An 18,079-nucleotide genomic window follows, 5' to 3' on the forward strand; every position below is an offset into this window, starting at 1 on the left:
TTTGTCAATCGCATTCCTTCACGCATGCTCGATTTCTTCCGCAATCACAAGCGCCTGATGATGTTCATGCTCATCCTCGTCATCGTGCCGGGGCTGGGTTTCGTGGGCATCCAGGGTTTCCGTGGGTTCTTCGACGAAAGCGCGAATGTCGCGAGTGTCAACGGACACAAGATCACGCGTGTCGAGTACGACAACACGTTGCGCCAACAAGTCGATCAGGCGCGACAGGTTCTTGGCGCTCAGTTCGACATGAAAATGATCGATACGCCCGAGCGTCGCAAACAGATTTTGGATAGCTTGATTCAGCAGCGCTCGCTCGCCGACGAGGCGCAACGCGAGCATCTGACTGCGTCCGACGATGCCGTGCGCCGTGCGCTGCTCGCCGACCCGGTGATTTCGTCGCTGCGTAAGCCGGACGGTTCGATCGACGTCGACCGCTACAAGCAATTGCTCGCGATGCAAGGCATGACGCCGGAGCAATACGACGAGCGTGTGCGCTATGGCCTGTCGATGGAGCAGATCCCCGACAGCATCCAAGCGAGCGCATTCACGCCGAAGAGCCTCGCTCAGCATCTGGCTGACATCGCATCGCAGCAGCGTGCCGTGCAGGGTTTGGTGCTGCGCTCGAGTGACTATGCATCGAAGGTGCAGCCGACCGACGCTCAACTCGCGTCCTACTACGACAGCCATCGCAACGATTTCGCGACGCCGGAAACGGCGACGGTTCAGTATCTCGTGCTGTCGCCGGCGACGCTCGCAGCGTCGGTCCAGCCGAGCGACGCCGACGTGAAGAAGTACTACGACGACAACATCGCCCATTACCAGACTCAGCCGCAAATGCGTGCGAGCCTGATCCTGATCGCAGCGCCGCAAGGCGTGAGCGCGGACGACAAGGCAAAGGCCAAGCAAAAGGCTGACGCCTTGCTCACCGAAGTCAAGGCGCATCCCGACCAGTTCGCGAAGATTGCTGAACAGAATTCGCAAGATCCGCTGTCGGCCGCGAAGGGTGGCGATCTCGGTTACTTCGGCCCGAAGATGATGGCGGGCGGCGCCGCGTTCGACAATGCCGCATTCAAGCTGAAGAAGGATGAGATCAGCGATGTGGTAACGACCGACGTCGGCTACCTCATCCTGAAGGCGACGGACGTCAAGCCGTCCGTGACAAAGCCGTTCGATTCGGTAAAGGACGACATCGCGAAGGACCTGAAGACGCAACTCGCTGCCAAATCTTTCTCGGACGACTCCGACGGCTTCACGTCGACTGTCTACGAGCAGGCAAAGAGCCTTCAGCCCGCTGCTGACAAGTACAAGCTGACGATCCAGACGGCGACCGTATCGCCGAAGCCGAACGCCACGCTGCCGCCGGATAGCCCGTTGAACAATGCGAAGTTCCTGGCCGCCGTGTTCGCGAGCGATTCTGTGAAGGACAAGAACAACACGCAGGCAATCGATGTCGGCAACACCACGTTGATTGCCGCGCGCGTGACCGACTACAAACCGGCCGCAGTACCGGCGCTCGACACGATCAAGGACGCGGTGCGGCAGAAGTACATCGCCGAACAGTCGGTGGAATTGGCGCGCAAGGACGGCGCAGCGAAGCTCGCCGACTTGCAGAAGTCGAAGTCGACCGCGGGTTTCTCGTCCGAGGTGAAGGTGTCGCGTGCGGACGCGCAAGGCGTGCCGCCTACCGTGTTGAGCGCCGTATTCAAGGCCGATGCGCAGAAGTTGCCGGCGTATGTCGGCGTCGATCTCGGTGCCGACGGCTATGCGATCTATCGTGTTAACGCGGTGCTGCCGGGTCCGGCGATCGATCCGCAAAAGCTCGCGGCTGCCCAGCAGCAGATTGCGCAAGCGAACGCGCAATTGGAGATGCAGGCGTATATCGATTCGCTGCGCGCGCGCTCGAAGGTCAAGCTGTACGGCAATCTGGGTGCGTCGCAGAACAGCGACGAATGATCTTCCGGTCCAAGCGCTTCGTTAGAAGCGCTTGCGATCGCGGCACCCTATAAAAAAAGGTTCTTCACGACACTACGTGAAGAACCTTTTTTATTGCCGGTTTAGCGAATCGGATCAGGCGTTACAGGCACGCGCTAATGGCGCTGGTTGCGTCACCGCCAGCGGCGCCGCCCGAGCGGTAGCCCACCCATGTGCCCTTGCCGCTATTCGATGGACGGACCACGGCCGCTGCGCCCGACGGTGGCTGCTGGCCAGGCGCATAAACGTCCACGGCCATGTTGTTGGCAAGCGTGGCTTGCGAAATCACCTGCTGCTGCGAATTGTCGGCCCATTTCTTTGCGATGCATTGAGCGACGGCCTGTGGGGCTTGCTGGCTTTGTCCGACCGATTGAATGCCGGCCGGCGATTGAGCAAAGGCGGATACCGTGGCGGCCAGTGCGATGAGGGGAAGGTATTTCTTCACGCTTTCTCCTTTCTAAAACAAGCTCGTTCGAGCAGAAAAACAAGTCATACGAAAGTGAGAGCGTCGAATGAAAAGCGATGTTCCCCCGGATTTCGAAACAAAATGTTAGCGTCTCGTAATCCTGCTTAACGGGACTTAACGAGCCGCCGGGTGCAATAACGGCTTGAGCGTCGGCCATACGTTATTCAGCAACGCCGGTTGCGCCTGCTGCGTTGGATGAATCTGGTCGGCTTGGAACATCTCCGGTTTGTTCTCGATGCCGGCAAGCAAAAACGGCACGAGTGGCACGTGCATTTCCTTCGATAACGTGCCGTAGAGTCCGTGGAACTTCTGCGTATAGTCCGGGCCGTAATTTGGCGGGACGTACATCCCGATCAGCACGACTTTCGCGTGCCCTTGGCGCGCCTGCTCGATGATCGTGCGCAGGTTGTCTTCAGTCGTCGATAGCGGGACGCCGCGCAGCGCGTCGTTGGCGCCGAGCTCGACGATCACGATCGAAGGCTTCAGCCGCTCCATCAATTCGGGCATGCGCGCGCGTCCGCCGCTCGTGGTGTCGCCGCTGATGCTCGCGTTCGCGACGCTATAATCGATTCGCTCATCCGCAAGACGCTGGCGCATCAGCGCCACCCAGCCGGTGTCGCGCGGCAGCCCGTATTCGGCGGAGATGCTGTCGCCGAGCACGACGATGACAGGCTTGGCGGGCGCGGCATTGGCGGCGAGCGCGGCATGCGCCGCTGCCGGGCCGAACGCGATGCCGGCAAGCATGGTACAAAGCGTGGCGCACAATGCACGGCACGCGGAACGCCGCTTGCTCGATGAGCGGGGGCGCAAATCCAATCGACGCTTCTTCATGCTGAAAAATACCGATCCGATCATTGAAGTACGGGGTTTGTCCAAGAGGGTCAAGGATGCCACCGGCGAGCTGACGATTCTCGATGATATCGACTTGTCGATCATGCCGGGCAGCAGCGTGGCGATCGTCGGCGCGTCGGGCTCGGGGAAGTCGACGTTGCTCGGCCTGCTCGCGGGGTTGGACAGCGCGAGCTCGGGCTCGGTTCGGCTGCTCGGCCACGAACTGACGACGCTCTCGGAGGACGAACGAGCGGGCTTGAGAAACGGCTCGGTCGGCTTCGTGTTCCAATCGTTCCAACTCATGCCGCACCTCACGGCGCTCGAGAACGTGATGCTGCCGCTCGAATTGCAAAGCGGGATGTCGGCCCGCGATGCGTCGTCGCGCGCGCGCGAGTTGCTCGAGCACGTCGGCTTAGGGAAACGGACGACGCATTATCCAAAGCTGTTGTCGGGAGGCGAGCAGCAGCGCGTGGCGCTCGCGCGCGCATTCGTCACGCATCCGGCGATTCTCTTCGCCGACGAACCGACAGGTAGTCTCGATGCCGCGACCGGTCACGCCGTGATCGATTTGATGTTCAAGATGAACCGGGCGAACGGTGCGACGCTCGTGCTGGTGACGCATGACGTCGAACTCGCGCGCCGCTGCGATACGACGGTGACGATCGACGCTGGCCGCATCGTTTGAGCGACAAACACAACTCACCGCTCTCGACGAGCGCCGATAGAAAACGGGCGAGGGCCACAAGGCTGCCTCGCCCGTTGTGCTTCTCGCGCTAGAACTTCAGCGCTTGAGCGCCGCGCGAGCGCGCGCGATCAGCGCCGACGTCGACGAATCGTGTTTCTTCTCGTCGACCGAGGCGGCAGTCAGGTCCGCTTCGACGACCTTGCCCAAAATCTTCCCGAGCTCCACGCCCCACTGATCGAATGGGTTGATGTTCCAGACCGATGCCTGCACGAGCACCTTGTGCTCGTAGAGCGCGATCAGCGCGCCGAGCGAGCGGGCAGTCAGCGCGTCGAGCAGCAGGGTTGTCGTCGGGCGGTTGCCGGGGAAGACGAGGTGGGGCACGAGTTCAGGCTTGTCCGGGCCGGCCACCTTTTGCGCTTCCTCGACCGTGCGTCCGAGCATCAGCGCTTCGCTTTGCGCGAAGCAGTTCGCGAGCAGCTTCGGATGATGACTCGCGAGCGGATGCTCCGGCGTGAGCACGGCGATGAAGTCGATCGGCACGATCGTCGGACCCTGGTGCAGCATCTGGAAAAACGCATGCTGGCCGTTGGTGCCCGGCTCACCCCAGGTGACTGCGGAGGTTGGGTAGTCGACGAATGCGCCGTCGAGCCGCGCGGACTTGCCGTTGCTCTCCATCTCGAGCTGCTGCAAATACGACGGCAGAAAGTGCAGCGCTTCGGAGTAGGGTGCCACCAGATAGCTCTGCGAACCGAAAAAGTTCCGATACCAAATGCCGATCAGGCCCATGAGCACCGGCAGGTTGCGTTCGAGGGGCGCGTTCCTGAAGTGCTCGTCCATGTCGTTGGCGCCGGCCAGCAGTTCGTCGAACTGATCAGGGCCGATCGCGATCATGATCGACAAGCCGACCGCCGACCACAGCGAATAGCGTCCACCGACCCAGTCCCACATTTCGAACACGTTCTCCTTCGCGATGCCGAACTTGACCACCTCGGCCGGGTTCGCCGACACGCCGACGAAGTGCTTCGCAAGCGCGCTCTCCGGACAGCCGTTGGCAATGAACCAGTCGCGCAGCGAAAGCGCGTTGGTCATGGTTTCGAGCGTCGTGAACGTCTTCGAGACGATGATCGCGAGCGTTTCCTCCGGGTCGACTTGTTCGAGCACGCGCGCGAGGTCGGCGCCGTCGACGTTCGAGACGAAGTGCGTGGCGATCTCGGGCGTCGCCAGATGATGCAGCGCGTGCACGACCATCTTCGGCCCAAGGTCCGAGCCGCCGATGCCGATGTTGACGATGTGTCGAATGCGCTTGCCGGTGTAGCCGGTCCAGCGCCCGTCGCGCACCTGGTTCGCGAACGCGGCCATCTTCGCACGCTCGGCAGCGATTTCCGCGTGGAACGGGGCGCTTGCGCTCGTCGCGCGCAGCGCGGTGTGGAGTGCCGCGCGGCCTTCGGTCGGGTTGACGATTTCGCCCGCGAACATCGCGTCGCGGCGCGCCTCGACGCCCGCTTCGCGCGCGAGCGTCACCAGGAGGCGCAGGGTTTCGTCGGTGATGCGGTTCTTCGAGAAGTCGGCGGCAAGGCCCGCGCCTTCGATCGTGAAGCGCTCGGAGCGCGTCGGGGAGGCGTCCTGGCCGGCCGCGAACCAGTCGCGCAGGCGCGCGTCGCGAATCTGTTCGTAGTGTGCTTGCAGCGAGGACCAGGAGGGAAGCGTATTCAGCGTCATAAACTGTCCGTCTTGCGAAGGGGCTCGAAGGGAAGGCCGCGCATCCGGCTTGGCACGCGGTCCGTCGTCGTGAAGCAGCGCTGCGCCGCGCACGCTCTCGTGCTTCGATTGTGCTTGGATGGATCGTGCGTCCGAAGCGCAGGCTCGGGACGCGGTCGATGTACGGCGCAGTCGGTCAGTATAGCGGCGTCGTGTGTCGGCGCGTATGCCTTGATGGTGAACGGCGTGCGCTTGGCGCGTGCAGCATGGGCCGTGCCACTGCGTTCACAACGATCGAAAAGCGCGATCGTCAAGCGCGCCGCGAATAGATCAGCCGATTGAGCAGTTCGCGCACCACTGGCGCGAGTTCGCCCGCCGTGAGGCCCGCCGGGCCTTGACCGCGGTCAGTCAGGGTATCGGCGGCAAGGCCGTGCAGATAGACGCCCGCGAGTGCGGCCTCGTACTGAGGCAGCCGTTGCGCGAGCAGCGCGCCGATGATGCCGCCGAGCACGTCGCCCGTGCCGCCCGTCGCGAGCGCCGCGCTGCCCGTCGGATTGATCGCGACGCGGCCGTCCGGCGCGGCGATCACCGTGCCCGCGCCTTTGAGGACGATCACGCTCGAAAAGCGCGTCGCGAGCGCGCGTGCGGCGGCGAGCCGGTCTTTTTGGATCGTCGCGGCGTCGCATCCCAGCAAGCGCGCGGCTTCGAGCGGATGCGGCGTCAGCACGCAGACGTCGCGGGCCTTGCCGCGTGCGGCAACGGCTGCGGCCAACTCCGCTTCGCGCGCGACGAGGTTCAGCGCATCGGCGTCGATCAGCGTCGGTACATTGAGACGCAGCGCGCGGGCTAGCGCTTCGGCCGCGCGTTGTGTGTCGCCCATGCCGCAGCCGATCGCGAGGGCGTCCATCGCGTCGAGCCGCAGCGCGTCGGCCGAGTGCAGCATCAACTCCGGATGCGGCGGATCGTACGCCGGGCCGCCGGCGCCGATGAACGCGACGTGTACCTTGCCCGCGCCGGTATAAAGCGCGGCGCGCGCAGCGAGGATCGGCGCACCGCACATGCCGGTGTCGCCGCCGACGACGGCCAGGCTGCCGAACGTGCCCTTGTGGGTGGCGTGCGAGCGGGCGGGGAAAGCGGGGGTGAAAAGCGCCGGCGCATTCAGGCGGATCGGGCCGGGCGCGGCCGTGTTCATGTCGACGTCGAGGCTGAGCGGCGCCACGGTAACCGCACCCGCGAAATCGCGGCCTGAGCCCGTATAGAGCCCCGGCTTCGCGCCGATGAACGTGAGGGTCTCAGTGGCCGTCACGACCGTGCCTGGGCCGACTGCGTTGCCGGTGTCGCTGTCAAGGCCGCTGGGGACGTCCAGCGCCAGCACGCGACCGGCGTTGCGCGCACGTTCGCTCAGGCGCTCAGCCACTTGCGCAAATACGCCATCGAGCGGCCGAGCGAGGCCGATGCCGAACATCCCGTCGACGAGCCAGCCATAGGCATCGAAAGACGCAGGCGGCGCGGCCGATATCGTCACCCCGGACGTGCGCGCGACGCCCAGCGCCCAGCGCGCGTCGTCCGGTTTGACTTCGAACGGCATGAACACTTCGACGGCGATGCCCATGCGATGCAGCTCGGCCGCGGCAACGAGCGCGTCGCCGCCGTTGTTGCCCGGCCCGGCGATGATCCAGATGGGGCGATGCTCGGCCGACGAGCCGTCGTGCGTCGCGCGATCGGCGAGAAAACGCGCGGTGGCCGCACCGGCGCGCGCCATCAGCGTGTGCGCGGGAAGCCCCGCTTCGGCTGCCTTTTCGAGCGCGCGAAGTTCGGCGACGGTGTAGAGCGGCAGGGGACGGTCGTGAGGGGAGAGGAGCGGCTGGGAAGCTGAATCGAGCGGAGCGGTAGCGGTCATGTCGGGCGGCGCAAGCGAGGGCAAGTGCGAAACGCGCCTCCGGCTAGGCGCAGATGGCGCGGGGCGCCAGGACCTGGCTGATACATCAGGTCCGCGAGCCCGGCCGCCATGGAACCCGGCCGCAAACCGCGCGGTCAGCTCGCGAAACGATCGGGGCGGAGCGCCGCGAGCGTATCGGGCGGCACGCTGGGCGCGTTGCCGGAAACAAGATCTGCCACCACTTTAGCAGACCCGCACGCGAGCCCCCAGCCAGCCGGCCCGTGGCCGAAATTGACGAAAAGGCGCGGATGCGCCGCTTGTCCGACCACCGGCAGGCCGTCCGGTGAGAGCAGCTTCACGCCTTCCCACGCGAGCGCTGCCGAAATCTTGGCGGCGCCGGGAATCCAGTCGTGAGTGGCCTGGCCGAGCAGTGTCAGGGCGGCTTTCCTGAGCGGTTCGCCAAGCGGTTTCGTGCTCTCCCGCACGCCTTGCATCACGGCGCCGCCCGCGATGCGCAGGCGCTGGTTCATGCGCGACATGGTGATGCGCTTGATCACGTCGACCACGGCCAGATGCGGCGCGCGTTCTTCGTAGGCGATCGGCGCGGTCAGCGCGTGCAGCCGCAACGGGTGCAGCGGCAGATCGAGCCCGAGCCGCTGGATGAGCGGCAGACTGCCCGCGCCGGCGGCGACGACGACGGCATCCGCGGCGATCACGTCGACCTCGCGGGAGCGTGTGGACTCGCCTTCGCTGGGCGCGAGTTCGACGGCAGCGCGCTGATTGTCGACACGGATCGCCGTGACGCTGCGGCCGAACTTGAACTCGACGCCGCCGTTTTCGTCGAGCACCTGCTTGACGAGCTTGGCGAAGAGCGGGCAGTTAGCCGTGCGCTCGGTTTCGAACAGCACGCCGCCCGCGAACTCGGGCTCGGTCGGCACCGAGTGCTCGACGGCCGCGCATTCGGCCGGCGTCAGTACATGGTGTTGCATTTCGAATTCGCGCAGCAGGTCGAGCGCGCTTTGCAACTGTTCCCATTCACGCTGATGGCGCACCACGTGGAGCACGCCGCTTTGCTGTTCGAATTCGAGTTTGAAACGGTTCTCGATGTCGGCGATCGCCTCGCGCGATGCGTCGATGAGCGGCTTCAACCGCAGGCAATGCTCGCGGAACGCATCGGGCGCTTGCAATTGATCGAGCCGGCGCATGAACCTGCGCGCGCCCGAGTTGAGGCCAGGCTTGAACACGATGCCGCTTTTCGGGGCACGCCGGCTTTGCATGAAGGTCGGACCGAACCAGACGTCGAGCGGCGTCGGCAGCATCGCGCCGCCGTGCCCGAAGGTCGCGCCTTGCGCGACGGTCGCGTGGCGCTCGACGACGCACACGCGGTGCCCGGCCGCGCGCAGCTGATATGCGGTGGCGACCCCGACGATCCCGCCGCCAATGACAATGACATCCATGACTGATTCGATGCGAAGGAGCGCGAGGGGCGCTCCCTGATTCCCGTGTTCGCGTGACGTGCGGCGCTGTGCGAGGTGGCGCGCCGACGGATGAAGCCGTGCATGATACCGCCAAACGTGCCCAGCCGGTCGCGCGGACGGCGGCGGGCGTGGCGCGCACGCGTCGCCTCGGGCGGAGGCGCGCATCTTGAAATTGGGGCGAGCTAGCGGCGCCGGCGTGTTCTCCGCGCGCTCTAAACCGCCCGGCAAGCCGCGTCGCGCCACGCGCCCTAGGCCATTCGGCCAGCTTTTCGGGGGCCAACTCCAGGTATAATCTCGGTCTTCCTTTCGCCTCATGTCGCCGCCCCCACGCGCGACTCATCGACGTCACGTCTAGTCCATGGCCCACTTCTCGTGTTTCCCCGGCGCTTCGGCCCTTTCTGATTTCCGTCAAACCCGTCTGCTCGACACGCTCGCGAAAATCGACAGCAATATCGTCGGCGTTCGCGGCCAATATCTGCACTTCGTCAATTCGTCCGAGACGCTCACGAGCGAAGACAGCGCGAAGATCGAGGCGCTGATGCACTACGGCGCGCCGGTCGAAGCGGGCAGCGAGCGCGGCGCGGCTGAAACGTTCCTGGTGGTGCCGCGCTTCGGCACGGTGTCGCCGTGGGCGAGCAAGGCGACCGACATCGCCCATCACTGCGGCCTCACGCATTTGCGCCGTATCGAGCGCGGCATCGAGTACACCGTCGTTCTGAAAAGCGGCTTGCTCGGCGGCAAGAAGGCGCTCTCCGAGGAGGCGCGCGCGGCCGTCGCTACAGCACTGCACGACCGCATGACTGAAAGCGTGGTGCGCTCGCGCGACGATGCCCAGCACCTGTTCGACGAACTGCCGGCCAAGCCGCTTTCGAGCGTCGATACCCTGGCGCACGGACGCGCTGCGCTCGAAGCGGCGAACGCCGAGCTCGGCCTCGCGCTCGCGGACGACGAAATCGACTACCTCGTCGATGCGTTCGGCAAGCTCGGCCGCAATCCGACCGACGTCGAGCTGATGATGTTCGCGCAGGCCAACAGCGAACACTGCCGCCACAAGATCTTCAACGCGCAATGGACGATCGACGGCGAGCCGCAGGACATCTCGCTGTTCCAGATGATCAAGAACACCGAGAAGCTGAACCCGCAAGGCACCATCGTCGCCTATTCGGACAACTCGGCGATCATGGCGGGCGGCATGGCGGAACGCTGGTTCCCGCGCCCGGCCGCCGCGAATGGCGCAGCCGGCGAACCAGGCGAGCGCTATGGCCGCCACGTCGAGCTCACGCACACGCTGATGAAGGTCGAGACGCACAATCACCCGACTGCAATTTCGCCGTTCCCGGGCGCCGCAACCGGCGCGGGCGGCGAGATCCGCGACGAAGGCGCGACGGGCCGTGGCGCGCGTCCGAAAGCGGGCCTCACGGGCTTCTCGGTCTCGAATCTCGAGCTTCCCGACGCACGCCAGGCATGGGAAAACGCGCGCGATGCGGCAGTGCCGCCGGCGCAGCGCAATCCTGCCGATCAGCACGACGCCTACGGCCGTCCGGACCGCATCGCCTCGCCGCTGCAAATCATGATCGACGGCCCGCTCGGCGGCGCCGCGTTCAACAACGAATTCGGCCGGCCGAATCTCGGCGGTTATTTCCGTGTCTACGAGCAGAACGTCGGCGGCCAGGTGCGCGGCTATCACAAGCCGATCATGATCGCGGGCGGCATCGGCAATATCTCCGATCAGCACACGCACAAGCACGACCTGCCTGCCGGCTCGCTTCTGATCCAGATCGGCGGCCCCGGCATGCGCATCGGCATGGGCGGCGGCGCCGCGAGCTCGATGGCGACCGGCACGAACACCGCCGAACTCGACTTCGATTCGGTCCAGCGCGGCAACCCGGAGATCGAGCGCCGCGCGCAGGAAGTGATCAACTCGTGCTGGCAGCTTGGCGAGAAGAATCCGATTCTGAGCATCCACGATGTCGGCGCGGGCGGCTTGTCGAACGCGTTCCCGGAGCTCGTCGATGGGGCGAACAAGGGCGCGCGCTTCGAGCTGCGCAAGGTTCAGCTCGAAGAGAGCGGTCTGTCGCCGCGCGAGATCTGGTCGAATGAAGCGCAGGAGCGCTACGTGCTCGCGATTGCGCCCGCCGATCTGCCGATGTTCGAAGCGATCTGCGAACGCGAGCGCTGTCCGCTGGCCGTCGTGGGCGTGGCGACCGACGCCCGGCAATTGCAACTGATCGATGCCGACGCCGAGGGTAAGCAGGAACCCGTCGACATGCCGATGGAAGTGCTGCTCGGTAAGGCGCCGCGCATGCATCGCGACGTGAAGCGCGTGGCCGCCACGCGTGAGGCGGTCGACGTGACGGGCCTCGCGCTGTCGGAAGTCGCACTGTCCGTCTTGAAGCACCCGACCGTCGCCAGCAAGTCGTTCCTGATCACGATCGGCGACCGTTCGGTGGGCGGTACGACCGCGCGCGACCAGATGGTCGGTCCGTGGCAGGTGCCGGTCGCGGATTGCGCGATCACGGCCGCCGACTACGTCGGCTTCCGCGGTGAAGCGATGACGATGGCCGAGCGCACGCCGCTCGCCGTGATCGACGCGCCCGCTTCGGGCCGCATGGCGGTCGGCGAGGCGGTGACGAACATCGCGTCGGCGCCGATCGCATCTCTCGACAAGCTCAAGCTCTCGGCGAACTGGATGGCCGCGTGCGGCACCGCCGGCGAGGACGCCGCGCTGTTCGATACCGTGAAGGCGATCGGCATGGAGCTGTGCCCGGCGCTCGGCATCAGCATTCCGGTCGGCAAGGATTCGCTGTCGATGAAAACGAAGTGGGACGATCGCGGCGTCGCGAAAGAGGTCGTCGCGCCCGTTTCGCTGATCATCTCGGCCTTCGCGCCGGTCGAAGACGTACGCCGTCATTTGACGCCGCAATTGCAGAGCGCGAGCGTTGCCGGCGATACGACACTGATCGCGATCGACCTCGGACGCGGCAAGCATCGCTTGGGCGGCAGCATTCTTGCGCAGGTCACGCAGCAGGTCGGCGACCGTGTGCCGGATGTCGACGATGCCGAAGACCTCAAGCGCTTCTTTGCGGCGATCCAGGCGCTCAACGCCGACGGCAAGCTGCTCGCCTATCACGACCGGTCGGATGGCGGGCTGTGGGCGACGGTCTGCGAAATGGCGTTCGCGGGGCACGTCGGCGTGTCGCTCAACGTCGACATGCTCACGCTCGATTCGCAGCACGAGTTCGACTACGGCGATGCGAAGGATTGGGCGAAGCAGACGAGCGGCCGTCGCGAGGATCTGACGGTTCGCGCGCTCTTCACCGAAGAGTTGGGTGCCGTCGTTCAGGTCCGCGCAGCGGATCGCGACGCCGTGCTCGGAGTGCTGCGCGAGCATGGCCTCGGCGCCTGCTCGCACGTGATCGGCAAGCTGAACGAGCGCGACGCGATCGAGATCTACCGCGATGCGAAGAAGATCTACGAAGCACCGCGTACGGAACTGCATCGCGCGTGGAGCGAGGTGAGCTGGCGTATCGCGCGTCTGCGCGACAACCCGGCCTGTGCCGACTCCGAATACGACGTACTGCTCGAAGCGGACGACCCCGGCATCGCGCCGCATTTGACGTTCGACGCGAATGAAGATGTCGCCGCGCCGTTCATTGGCAAGGGTGCCCGCCCGCGTGTCGCGATCCTGCGCGAGCAAGGCGTGAACTCGCACTTGGAGACGGCCTACGCGTTCGATCGCGCCGGCTTCGACGCCCACGACGTCCACATGAGCGACTTGCTGTCCGGCCGTGCGACGCTCGCCGACTTCGCGGGCGCGGTCGCGTGCGGCGGCTTCTCATACGGCGACGTGCTGGGCGCGGGCGAGGGCTGGGCGAAGACGATCCGATTCAACCCGATGCTCGCTGATATGTTCGCCGCCTTCTTCGATCGCAAGGACACATTCGCGCTCGGTATCTGCAACGGCTGCCAGATGATGAGCAGCCTCGCGTCGATCATCCCGGGCGCCGAAGCGTGGCCGAAGTTCACGCGCAACAAGTCCGAGCAGTTCGAGGCGCGCTTTTCTTTGGTCGAAGTCCAGAAGTCGCCGTCGATCTTCTTTGCCGGCATGGAAGGCTCGCGCATTCCGGTTGCGATCGCGCACGGCGAAGGCTACGCCGACTTCTCGCAGCAGGGCGATGCCGCGCGTGTCGATATCGCGATGCGCTTCGTCGATCATCGCGGTCAGGCAACCGAGCGTTATCCGTTCAACCCGAACGGATCGCCGGCCGGCATTACGTCGGTGACGACCCCGGACGGTCGCTTCAGCGTGCTGATGCCGCACATGGAGCGCGTGCACCGCACGTTGCAGATGAGCTGGCATCCGGAAGGCTGGGGTGAGGCGAGCCCGTGGATGCGCGCGTTCCAGAACGCGCGCCGCTGGATCGGCTGAGCGGCATGCCGAATCAGGACACGCTGCAAATCCGCGCGGAGCGTGTCGCTGACGCAGCCGAGCGCGCGGCAATCTCGGAGGTGGTGCGCACCGCCTTCGAGAACGAACCGCATAGCGATCAGCGCGAGCATCTGCTGGTCAACGTGTTGCGCGACGATGGCGCGCTGACGGTTTCGCTCGTCGCCGAGTTGGCCGGGAAGATCGTTGGCTACCTTGCGTTTTCGCCGGTTCAGATCGGCTCGCGCGATGAGGGCAAGTGGGTCGGGCTCGCGCCGGTGGCCGTCGCCCCCGAGTGTCAGGGGCAAGGCATCGGCAGCGCCTTGATTCATGCGGGTCTTGCAGCGATTCGGGAGCAGGGCGCTCGAGGCTGCGTCGTGCTTGGGGATCCGGCGTACTACACGCGATTCGGCTTTCACCACGAACCGGGTATCGTGTTTCCCGGCGTGCTCGCTGAGTACTTCATGGCGATGAGCCTCGTAGGCGGGGATGCTTCGTTGCCGAAGGGTGAAGCGCGCTATCACCGGGAGTTCTATCCGGATTGAAAGCGTCACTTCGATTCGTCAGCGCATAGAAAAAGCCACCCTCGGGTGGCTTTTTCTGTTCCAGCAGCGAACAAAGCGCGTTATTGAACCTTCGCTTGCTTGCGCAAGCCTTCTTCGAACGCCTGCAGCTTTTCCTGCTGAATTTGCTGGACGATCTGCGTCTTCACCGAATCGAGCGGCGGCGGGGCGATGTCGCGAATATCGTCGACGCGAATGATGTGCCAACCGAACTGTGTATGCACCGGCTCGTCGGTCATCTGGCCTTTCTGCAGCTTTTGCGCCGCTGCCGCGAATTCCGGCACGTAGGACTTCGGATTCGCCCAGTCGAGGTCGCCGCCGTTCTTGCCCGAGCCCGGGTCCTTCGAATATTGCTTCGCGAGGTCTTCGAAGCTCGCGCCGGCCTTGATCTTCGCGATCAGGTCTTTCGCCTGCTGCTCGTTGTCGACGAGGATGTGGTGCAGGTGGTATTCGCGTCCGCCAGCTTGCTTCACGAGGTCGTCATAGCGCGCTTTGACTTCCGCGTCGCTCGGCGTGTTGTCCTTCACGAATTTCTCGATCAGCGCGCGCAGCACGACTGTCTGCTGGGCGACTGCGACTTGCGCCTTGACGTCCGCCTGTGAGGGCACGCCTTCGCGGATCGCTTCTTGCATCAGGATTTCGCGGTTGATCAGTTCTTCGCGCACGGCCTGCTGCAGTTGCGGCGAGTCTTGCTGACCCTGCTTGACGAGCTGGCTGACGAGCGCATCGGCGCGCGATTTGGGGATCGGCGTGCCATTCACGACGGCGATGTTCTGTGCGAAAGCAGGCGCGGCCGCAAAGGCGGCGAGCAGTACCCAGAGATGGGTTTTCTTCAAGGTCATCGGAAGTTCCTAACGTTCCTAATGGGGCCACTGAGAGGGCAACTGAGCGAACAACGGAGCGAGCAAAATCGGGGGCGGCATCTACGACGACGTCGAGGACAAGGCTGCGAATTCCTCGGGCGTATAAGCCATGATGGCAAGCGCATGGATGCCGCGCTGCATCGCATCGGCCAGCGCATCATACACCAAGCGGTGCCGCGCCACGCGGGCCTTGCCGGCGAACGCCGCGGCGACGATCGTCACCGTGAAGTGGCCGCCGGCCGAGGCGCCGGCATGGCCGGCGTGCTGCGCGCTATCGTCGCGCACGCTGATGGAAACCGGCGCGAGGGCGGCCGTCAAGCGCGTTTCGATCAGCGCGATGCGTTCGGTAGGAGACGCGTTCAGAAAGTCGCTCATCAGTCACTCTTCCTTCAAATACTTCGCGAGCCACAGGCTTTGCGCGACGATGAACACGACCATCGCGCCCGTCGTGCCGAATAGCTTGAAGTTGACCCATTGCGATTCGGTGAAATTGGCGACGACGTACAAGTTCGCGACGCCGAGCGCGACGAAGAAGAGCGCCCACGCGACGTTCAGCTTGTCCCAGATTGCTATGGGCAGCGAGAGCTGCTTGCCCATCATCTTCTCGATCAGGTTCTTCTGAAATGCGTAGCGCGCGACGATCAAGCCAACCGCGAAGAGCCAGTAGAGCGCAGTCGGCTTCCACTGGATGAACTTCTGGTTGTGCAGCACGAGTGTCGCGCCGCCGAACACGACGATCACGCCCAGACTTACCCAGAGCATCGTGTCCACCTTGCGGTGCCGGAACGCGACCCATGCCACCTGCAGCAACGTCGCGACGATCGCCACGGCCGTGGCGGTAAAGATCCCCCACAGCTTGAACGCGACGAAAAACAGGATGATCGGGAACAGATCGAACAGAAATTTCATTGATAGTCGGAACGTCGATGAGCGGCGCCTGCCGGCAAGCAGGCGCCGCGGATGACTGTGGGGCGTAAGCCTCGGCGAAGGCGCTACGTTACTTGGGGTCGAATTGTAGCGCAGCCGAATTGATGCAGTACCGAAGGCCGGTCGGCGCGGGACCGTCTTCGAAAACGTGCCCGAGATGCGCGCCGCAATTCTTGCAGCGGACTTCGATGCGCAGCATGCCGTGCGAGCGGTCGGTGAGTTCTTCGATCACTTCGCCGTTGATCGGCTTGAAGTAGCTCGGCCAGCCGCAGCCGGCGTCGAATTTGGTGTCCGATTCAAAGAGTTGGGTGCCGCAGCAGACGCAGTCGTAGATGCCGCGGTCCCAATGATCCCAGTAACGGCCGGTAAACGGAGGTTCGGTCGCGGCGTGGCGGGTCACCTGGTATTCGATGTTGGAGAGCTGGCTGCGGTATTCGGCGTCGGTTTTTTGCTCCGGATGCGTGGGCTGGCTTCGATCGTCGTCGAGGGGGCGGTTCATGGTCGGTTTGTCTCCGTGGAGTGAGGCGTCGCGGCGGGGCGTCGGGAAACGTTCCGTCGATGCGGCGCCAAGTCGAGTTCGTATGTACGTATCAGCAGAGCGTTCGGTTTCGATTTCGGGGGCAGGGGGGCAACGCCCACGATCTCATGACGAGCAACTCACTTCGAGCGACCCCGCCCAATCGGGCGGCAATGCGGCATAAGCCTCGTATTCCGGCTGCTCGTCGAATGGACGACGCAGCACGGCCGCCAGCCGCTCGAGCTCCGAAAAGTCCTTTTCCTTCGCGCGGCGAATCGCCGTTTCGGCGAGGTGGTTGCGCAATACGTACTTCGGATTCACGCGGTTCATCGCTTCGCGCCGTGCGGTGTCGTCGCGTGTTTCTTCGGACAGCCGCGCACGATAGTCGTTCGCCCAGAGATCGAACGCGGCGCGATCGAGGAACAGGTCGCGCGCGGGCGCGTCACCGCGAGCGTCGTGTTTCGACATGCGCGAAAGATGGCGGAAGGTCAGCGTGAAGTCGGCGCGGTTCGCGTGCATGATTTCGAGCAGCTTGTTCGCAAGCGCGTCGTCGCCGGGGCGTTCGGTTGTCAAGCCGAGCTTGTTGCGCAAGCGTTGTTCGAGCGCCGGCGCGAAGCGGTCTCTGAAGCCTTCGAGCACACGTTGCGCGTCTTCGACCGAGCGCTCGCCGCGCGACGCCTCGTCGTAGCGCGCGCCGAACAGCGGCAGCAGTGCCTGCGCCAGGCAGAAGCAGTTCCAGTACGCGACCTGCGGCTGCATCCGGTAGGCGTAGCGGCCGGCGGTGTCGGAGTGATTGCAGATGTGATTGGCGTCGAACCCGTCGACGAAGCCGAACGGACCGTAGTCGATCGTGACGCCGAGAATCGACATGTTGTCCGTGTTCATCACGCCGTGGCAAAAGCCGACTGCCTGCCATTGCGCGATCAGATCCGCGGTACGCCGCACGCTTTCGCCCAGCAGCGCGAGGTAGGGATCGTCCGCCTCGCGGCATTGCGGAAAGAAGCGGTCGATCACGTGATCGGCGAGCGCTTGCAACGCGTCCACTCGATCGTTCGAATAGAAGTGCTCGAAATGCCCGAAGCGCACGAAGCTCGGCGCGACGCGCGTGACGACCGCCGCTGTCTCGACCTCTTCGCGGCGCACCGGCTGGTCGGAGCCGATCACGCAAAGCGCGCGCGTCGTCGGAATGCCGAGGTGGTGCATGGCCTCCGAGCACAGGAACTCGCGGATCGACGAGCGCAATACCGCGCGCCCATCGCCCATGCGCGAATAGGGCGTGCGGCCGCTGCCCTTCAATTGCAGCTCGTAGCGGGCGCCGCCATGCTCGACTTCGCCGAGCCCGAGCGCGCGTCCGTCGCCGAGCTGGCCGGCCCACACGCCGAACTGGTGCCCCGAGTAGACGGAGGCATAGGGCAGCGCTTGCGACGGCCACTCGCGTGTGGTGTTGCCGCAGAAGTATTCGGCGAACGCGGGGTCGTCAGCGATCGATGGATCGAAGCCGAGCATGCGCGCCGTGTCGGCCGAGAAACCGACCGTGTAGGGAGCGCTAAGCGTCGCCGCCGGCAGGCGGGTCAGAAAAGCGCTGCCGAGCTGGGAGAACGAGCCGTCGCGTGGGTTGCCGATCGCGTCCGCGACCGACGACATCCGCTCCGACAGCCCGGTACTGAGTGGGGAAAACGACATATTGAGCGCCTCGGAATTAGCCGATATTGTAAGGCCGCGCCCTCAGGCGCGCTGGCGCCGACCAATACCGACCGATACCGCCCAAGAAC

14 protein-coding genes are annotated in these 18,079 nt (G+C 64.7%); 4 read left to right on the forward strand and 10 right to left on the reverse strand.

What is annotated here, in order from left to right; genetic code table 11:
* Positions 1-24 precede the first annotated feature (24 nt).
* The gene (locus tag AAHK20_RS03145; protein ID WP_449179953.1) at positions 25-1,956 is read left to right on the forward strand and encodes a SurA N-terminal domain-containing protein; all 1,932 of its coding nucleotides are present in this window, start codon (positions 25-27) and stop codon (positions 1,954-1,956) included.
* Between the two features lie 121 nt (positions 1,957-2,077).
* Here AAHK20_RS03145 and AAHK20_RS03150 read toward each other — a convergent pair whose 3' ends face one another.
* Positions 2,078-2,419: a hypothetical protein gene (locus tag AAHK20_RS03150; protein WP_449179954.1), complete on the reverse strand. Its 342-nt coding sequence runs from the start codon at positions 2,417-2,419 to the stop codon at positions 2,078-2,080.
* 135 nt (positions 2,420-2,554) lie between these two features.
* Positions 2,555-3,184 carry an arylesterase gene (locus tag AAHK20_RS03155; RefSeq protein ID WP_449179955.1) on the reverse strand — a complete coding sequence of 210 codons (630 nt, stop codon included), beginning with the start codon at positions 3,182-3,184 and terminating at the stop codon, positions 2,555-2,557.
* Positions 3,185-3,269: 85 nt separating this feature from the next.
* Between AAHK20_RS03155 and AAHK20_RS03160 the strand changes: the two genes are divergently transcribed.
* Positions 3,270-3,956, forward strand: coding sequence for an ABC transporter ATP-binding protein (locus AAHK20_RS03160; RefSeq protein ID WP_449179956.1), 687 nt, complete (start codon positions 3,270-3,272; stop codon positions 3,954-3,956).
* A gap of 96 nt (positions 3,957-4,052) precedes the next feature.
* Here the strand turns inward: AAHK20_RS03160 and pgi are convergent, their stop codons facing one another.
* The 3 genes from pgi to AAHK20_RS03175 all read right to left on the reverse strand — a co-directional run bounded on the left by pgi (position 4,053) and on the right by AAHK20_RS03175 (position 8,990).
* Entirely contained in the window at positions 4,053-5,675 is a 1,623-nt protein-coding gene (gene pgi, locus AAHK20_RS03165) for a glucose-6-phosphate isomerase (protein ID WP_449179957.1), read from the reverse strand.
* A 289-nt stretch (positions 5,676-5,964) separates the two neighbouring features.
* Positions 5,965-7,554 (reverse strand): NAD(P)H-hydrate dehydratase, encoded by a 1,590-nt coding sequence (locus AAHK20_RS03170; protein WP_449179958.1) that lies wholly within the window; start codon positions 7,552-7,554, stop codon positions 5,965-5,967.
* Positions 7,555-7,688: 134 nt separating this feature from the next.
* The gene (locus AAHK20_RS03175) at positions 7,689-8,990 is read right to left on the reverse strand and encodes an FAD-dependent oxidoreductase (protein ID WP_449179959.1); all 1,302 of its coding nucleotides are present in this window, start codon (positions 8,988-8,990) and stop codon (positions 7,689-7,691) included.
* A 379-nt stretch (positions 8,991-9,369) separates the two neighbouring features.
* Between AAHK20_RS03175 and purL the strand changes: the two genes are divergently transcribed.
* Positions 9,370-13,440, forward strand: coding sequence for a phosphoribosylformylglycinamidine synthase (gene purL / locus AAHK20_RS03180; protein WP_449179960.1), 4,071 nt, complete (start codon positions 9,370-9,372; stop codon positions 13,438-13,440).
* A 5-nt stretch (positions 13,441-13,445) separates the two neighbouring features.
* Positions 13,446-13,982 carry a GNAT family N-acetyltransferase gene (locus AAHK20_RS03185; protein WP_449180055.1) on the forward strand — a complete coding sequence of 179 codons (537 nt, stop codon included), beginning with the start codon at positions 13,446-13,448 and terminating at the stop codon, positions 13,980-13,982.
* Positions 13,983-14,062: 80 nt separating this feature from the next.
* Here the strand turns inward: AAHK20_RS03185 and AAHK20_RS03190 are convergent, their stop codons facing one another.
* The 5 genes from AAHK20_RS03190 to AAHK20_RS03210 form a co-directional block, all read right to left on the reverse strand.
* Positions 14,063-14,842: a peptidylprolyl isomerase gene (locus AAHK20_RS03190; RefSeq protein WP_449179961.1), complete on the reverse strand. Its 780-nt coding sequence runs from the start codon at positions 14,840-14,842 to the stop codon at positions 14,063-14,065.
* A gap of 81 nt (positions 14,843-14,923) precedes the next feature.
* The gene (locus AAHK20_RS03195) at positions 14,924-15,238 is read right to left on the reverse strand and encodes a BolA family protein (protein WP_449179962.1); all 315 of its coding nucleotides are present in this window, start codon (positions 15,236-15,238) and stop codon (positions 14,924-14,926) included.
* A 3-nt stretch (positions 15,239-15,241) separates the two neighbouring features.
* Positions 15,242-15,772: a septation protein A gene (locus AAHK20_RS03200; RefSeq protein ID WP_449179963.1), complete on the reverse strand. Its 531-nt coding sequence runs from the start codon at positions 15,770-15,772 to the stop codon at positions 15,242-15,244.
* Positions 15,773-15,860: 88 nt separating this feature from the next.
* Positions 15,861-16,289 carry a peptide-methionine (R)-S-oxide reductase MsrB gene (gene msrB, locus AAHK20_RS03205; RefSeq protein ID WP_449179964.1) on the reverse strand — a complete coding sequence of 143 codons (429 nt, stop codon included), beginning with the start codon at positions 16,287-16,289 and terminating at the stop codon, positions 15,861-15,863.
* A 144-nt stretch (positions 16,290-16,433) separates the two neighbouring features.
* Positions 16,434-17,990 carry a protein adenylyltransferase SelO gene (locus AAHK20_RS03210; RefSeq protein ID WP_498063343.1) on the reverse strand — a complete coding sequence of 519 codons (1,557 nt, stop codon included), beginning with the start codon at positions 17,988-17,990 and terminating at the stop codon, positions 16,434-16,436.
* Positions 17,991-18,079 lie beyond the last annotated feature (89 nt).

Source organism: Trinickia camelliae (assembly GCF_053525655.1).

Excerpts from the sequence above, each read along its gene's own strand:
- AAHK20_RS03210 (WP_498063343.1), bottom strand. The coding sequence starts at position 17,990 with ATGTCGTTTTCCCCACTCAGTACCGGGCTGTCGGAGCGGATGTCGTCG.
- pgi (WP_449179957.1), bottom strand. The coding sequence starts at position 5,675 with ATGACGCTGAATACGCTTCCCTCCTGGTCCTCGCTGCAAGCACACTAC.
- AAHK20_RS03145 (WP_449179953.1), top strand. The coding sequence starts at position 25 with ATGCTCGATTTCTTCCGCAATCACAAGCGCCTGATGATGTTCATGCTC.
- purL (WP_449179960.1), top strand. The coding sequence starts at position 9,370 with ATGGCCCACTTCTCGTGTTTCCCCGGCGCTTCGGCCCTTTCTGATTTC.
- AAHK20_RS03175 (WP_449179959.1), bottom strand. The coding sequence starts at position 8,990 with ATGGATGTCATTGTCATTGGCGGCGGGATCGTCGGGGTCGCCACCGCA.
- AAHK20_RS03200 (WP_449179963.1), bottom strand. The coding sequence starts at position 15,772 with ATGAAATTTCTGTTCGATCTGTTCCCGATCATCCTGTTTTTCGTCGCG.
- AAHK20_RS03155 (WP_449179955.1), bottom strand. The coding sequence starts at position 3,184 with ATGCTTGCCGGCATCGCGTTCGGCCCGGCAGCGGCGCATGCCGCGCTC.
- AAHK20_RS03195 (WP_449179962.1), bottom strand. The coding sequence starts at position 15,238 with ATGAGCGACTTTCTGAACGCGTCTCCTACCGAACGCATCGCGCTGATC.
- AAHK20_RS03185 (WP_449180055.1), top strand. The coding sequence starts at position 13,446 with ATGCCGAATCAGGACACGCTGCAAATCCGCGCGGAGCGTGTCGCTGAC.
- AAHK20_RS03160 (WP_449179956.1), top strand. The coding sequence starts at position 3,270 with ATGCTGAAAAATACCGATCCGATCATTGAAGTACGGGGTTTGTCCAAG.
- msrB (WP_449179964.1), bottom strand. The coding sequence starts at position 16,289 with ATGAACCGCCCCCTCGACGACGATCGAAGCCAGCCCACGCATCCGGAG.
- AAHK20_RS03170 (WP_449179958.1), bottom strand. The coding sequence starts at position 7,554 with ATGACCGCTACCGCTCCGCTCGATTCAGCTTCCCAGCCGCTCCTCTCC.
- AAHK20_RS03190 (WP_449179961.1), bottom strand. The coding sequence starts at position 14,842 with ATGACCTTGAAGAAAACCCATCTCTGGGTACTGCTCGCCGCCTTTGCG.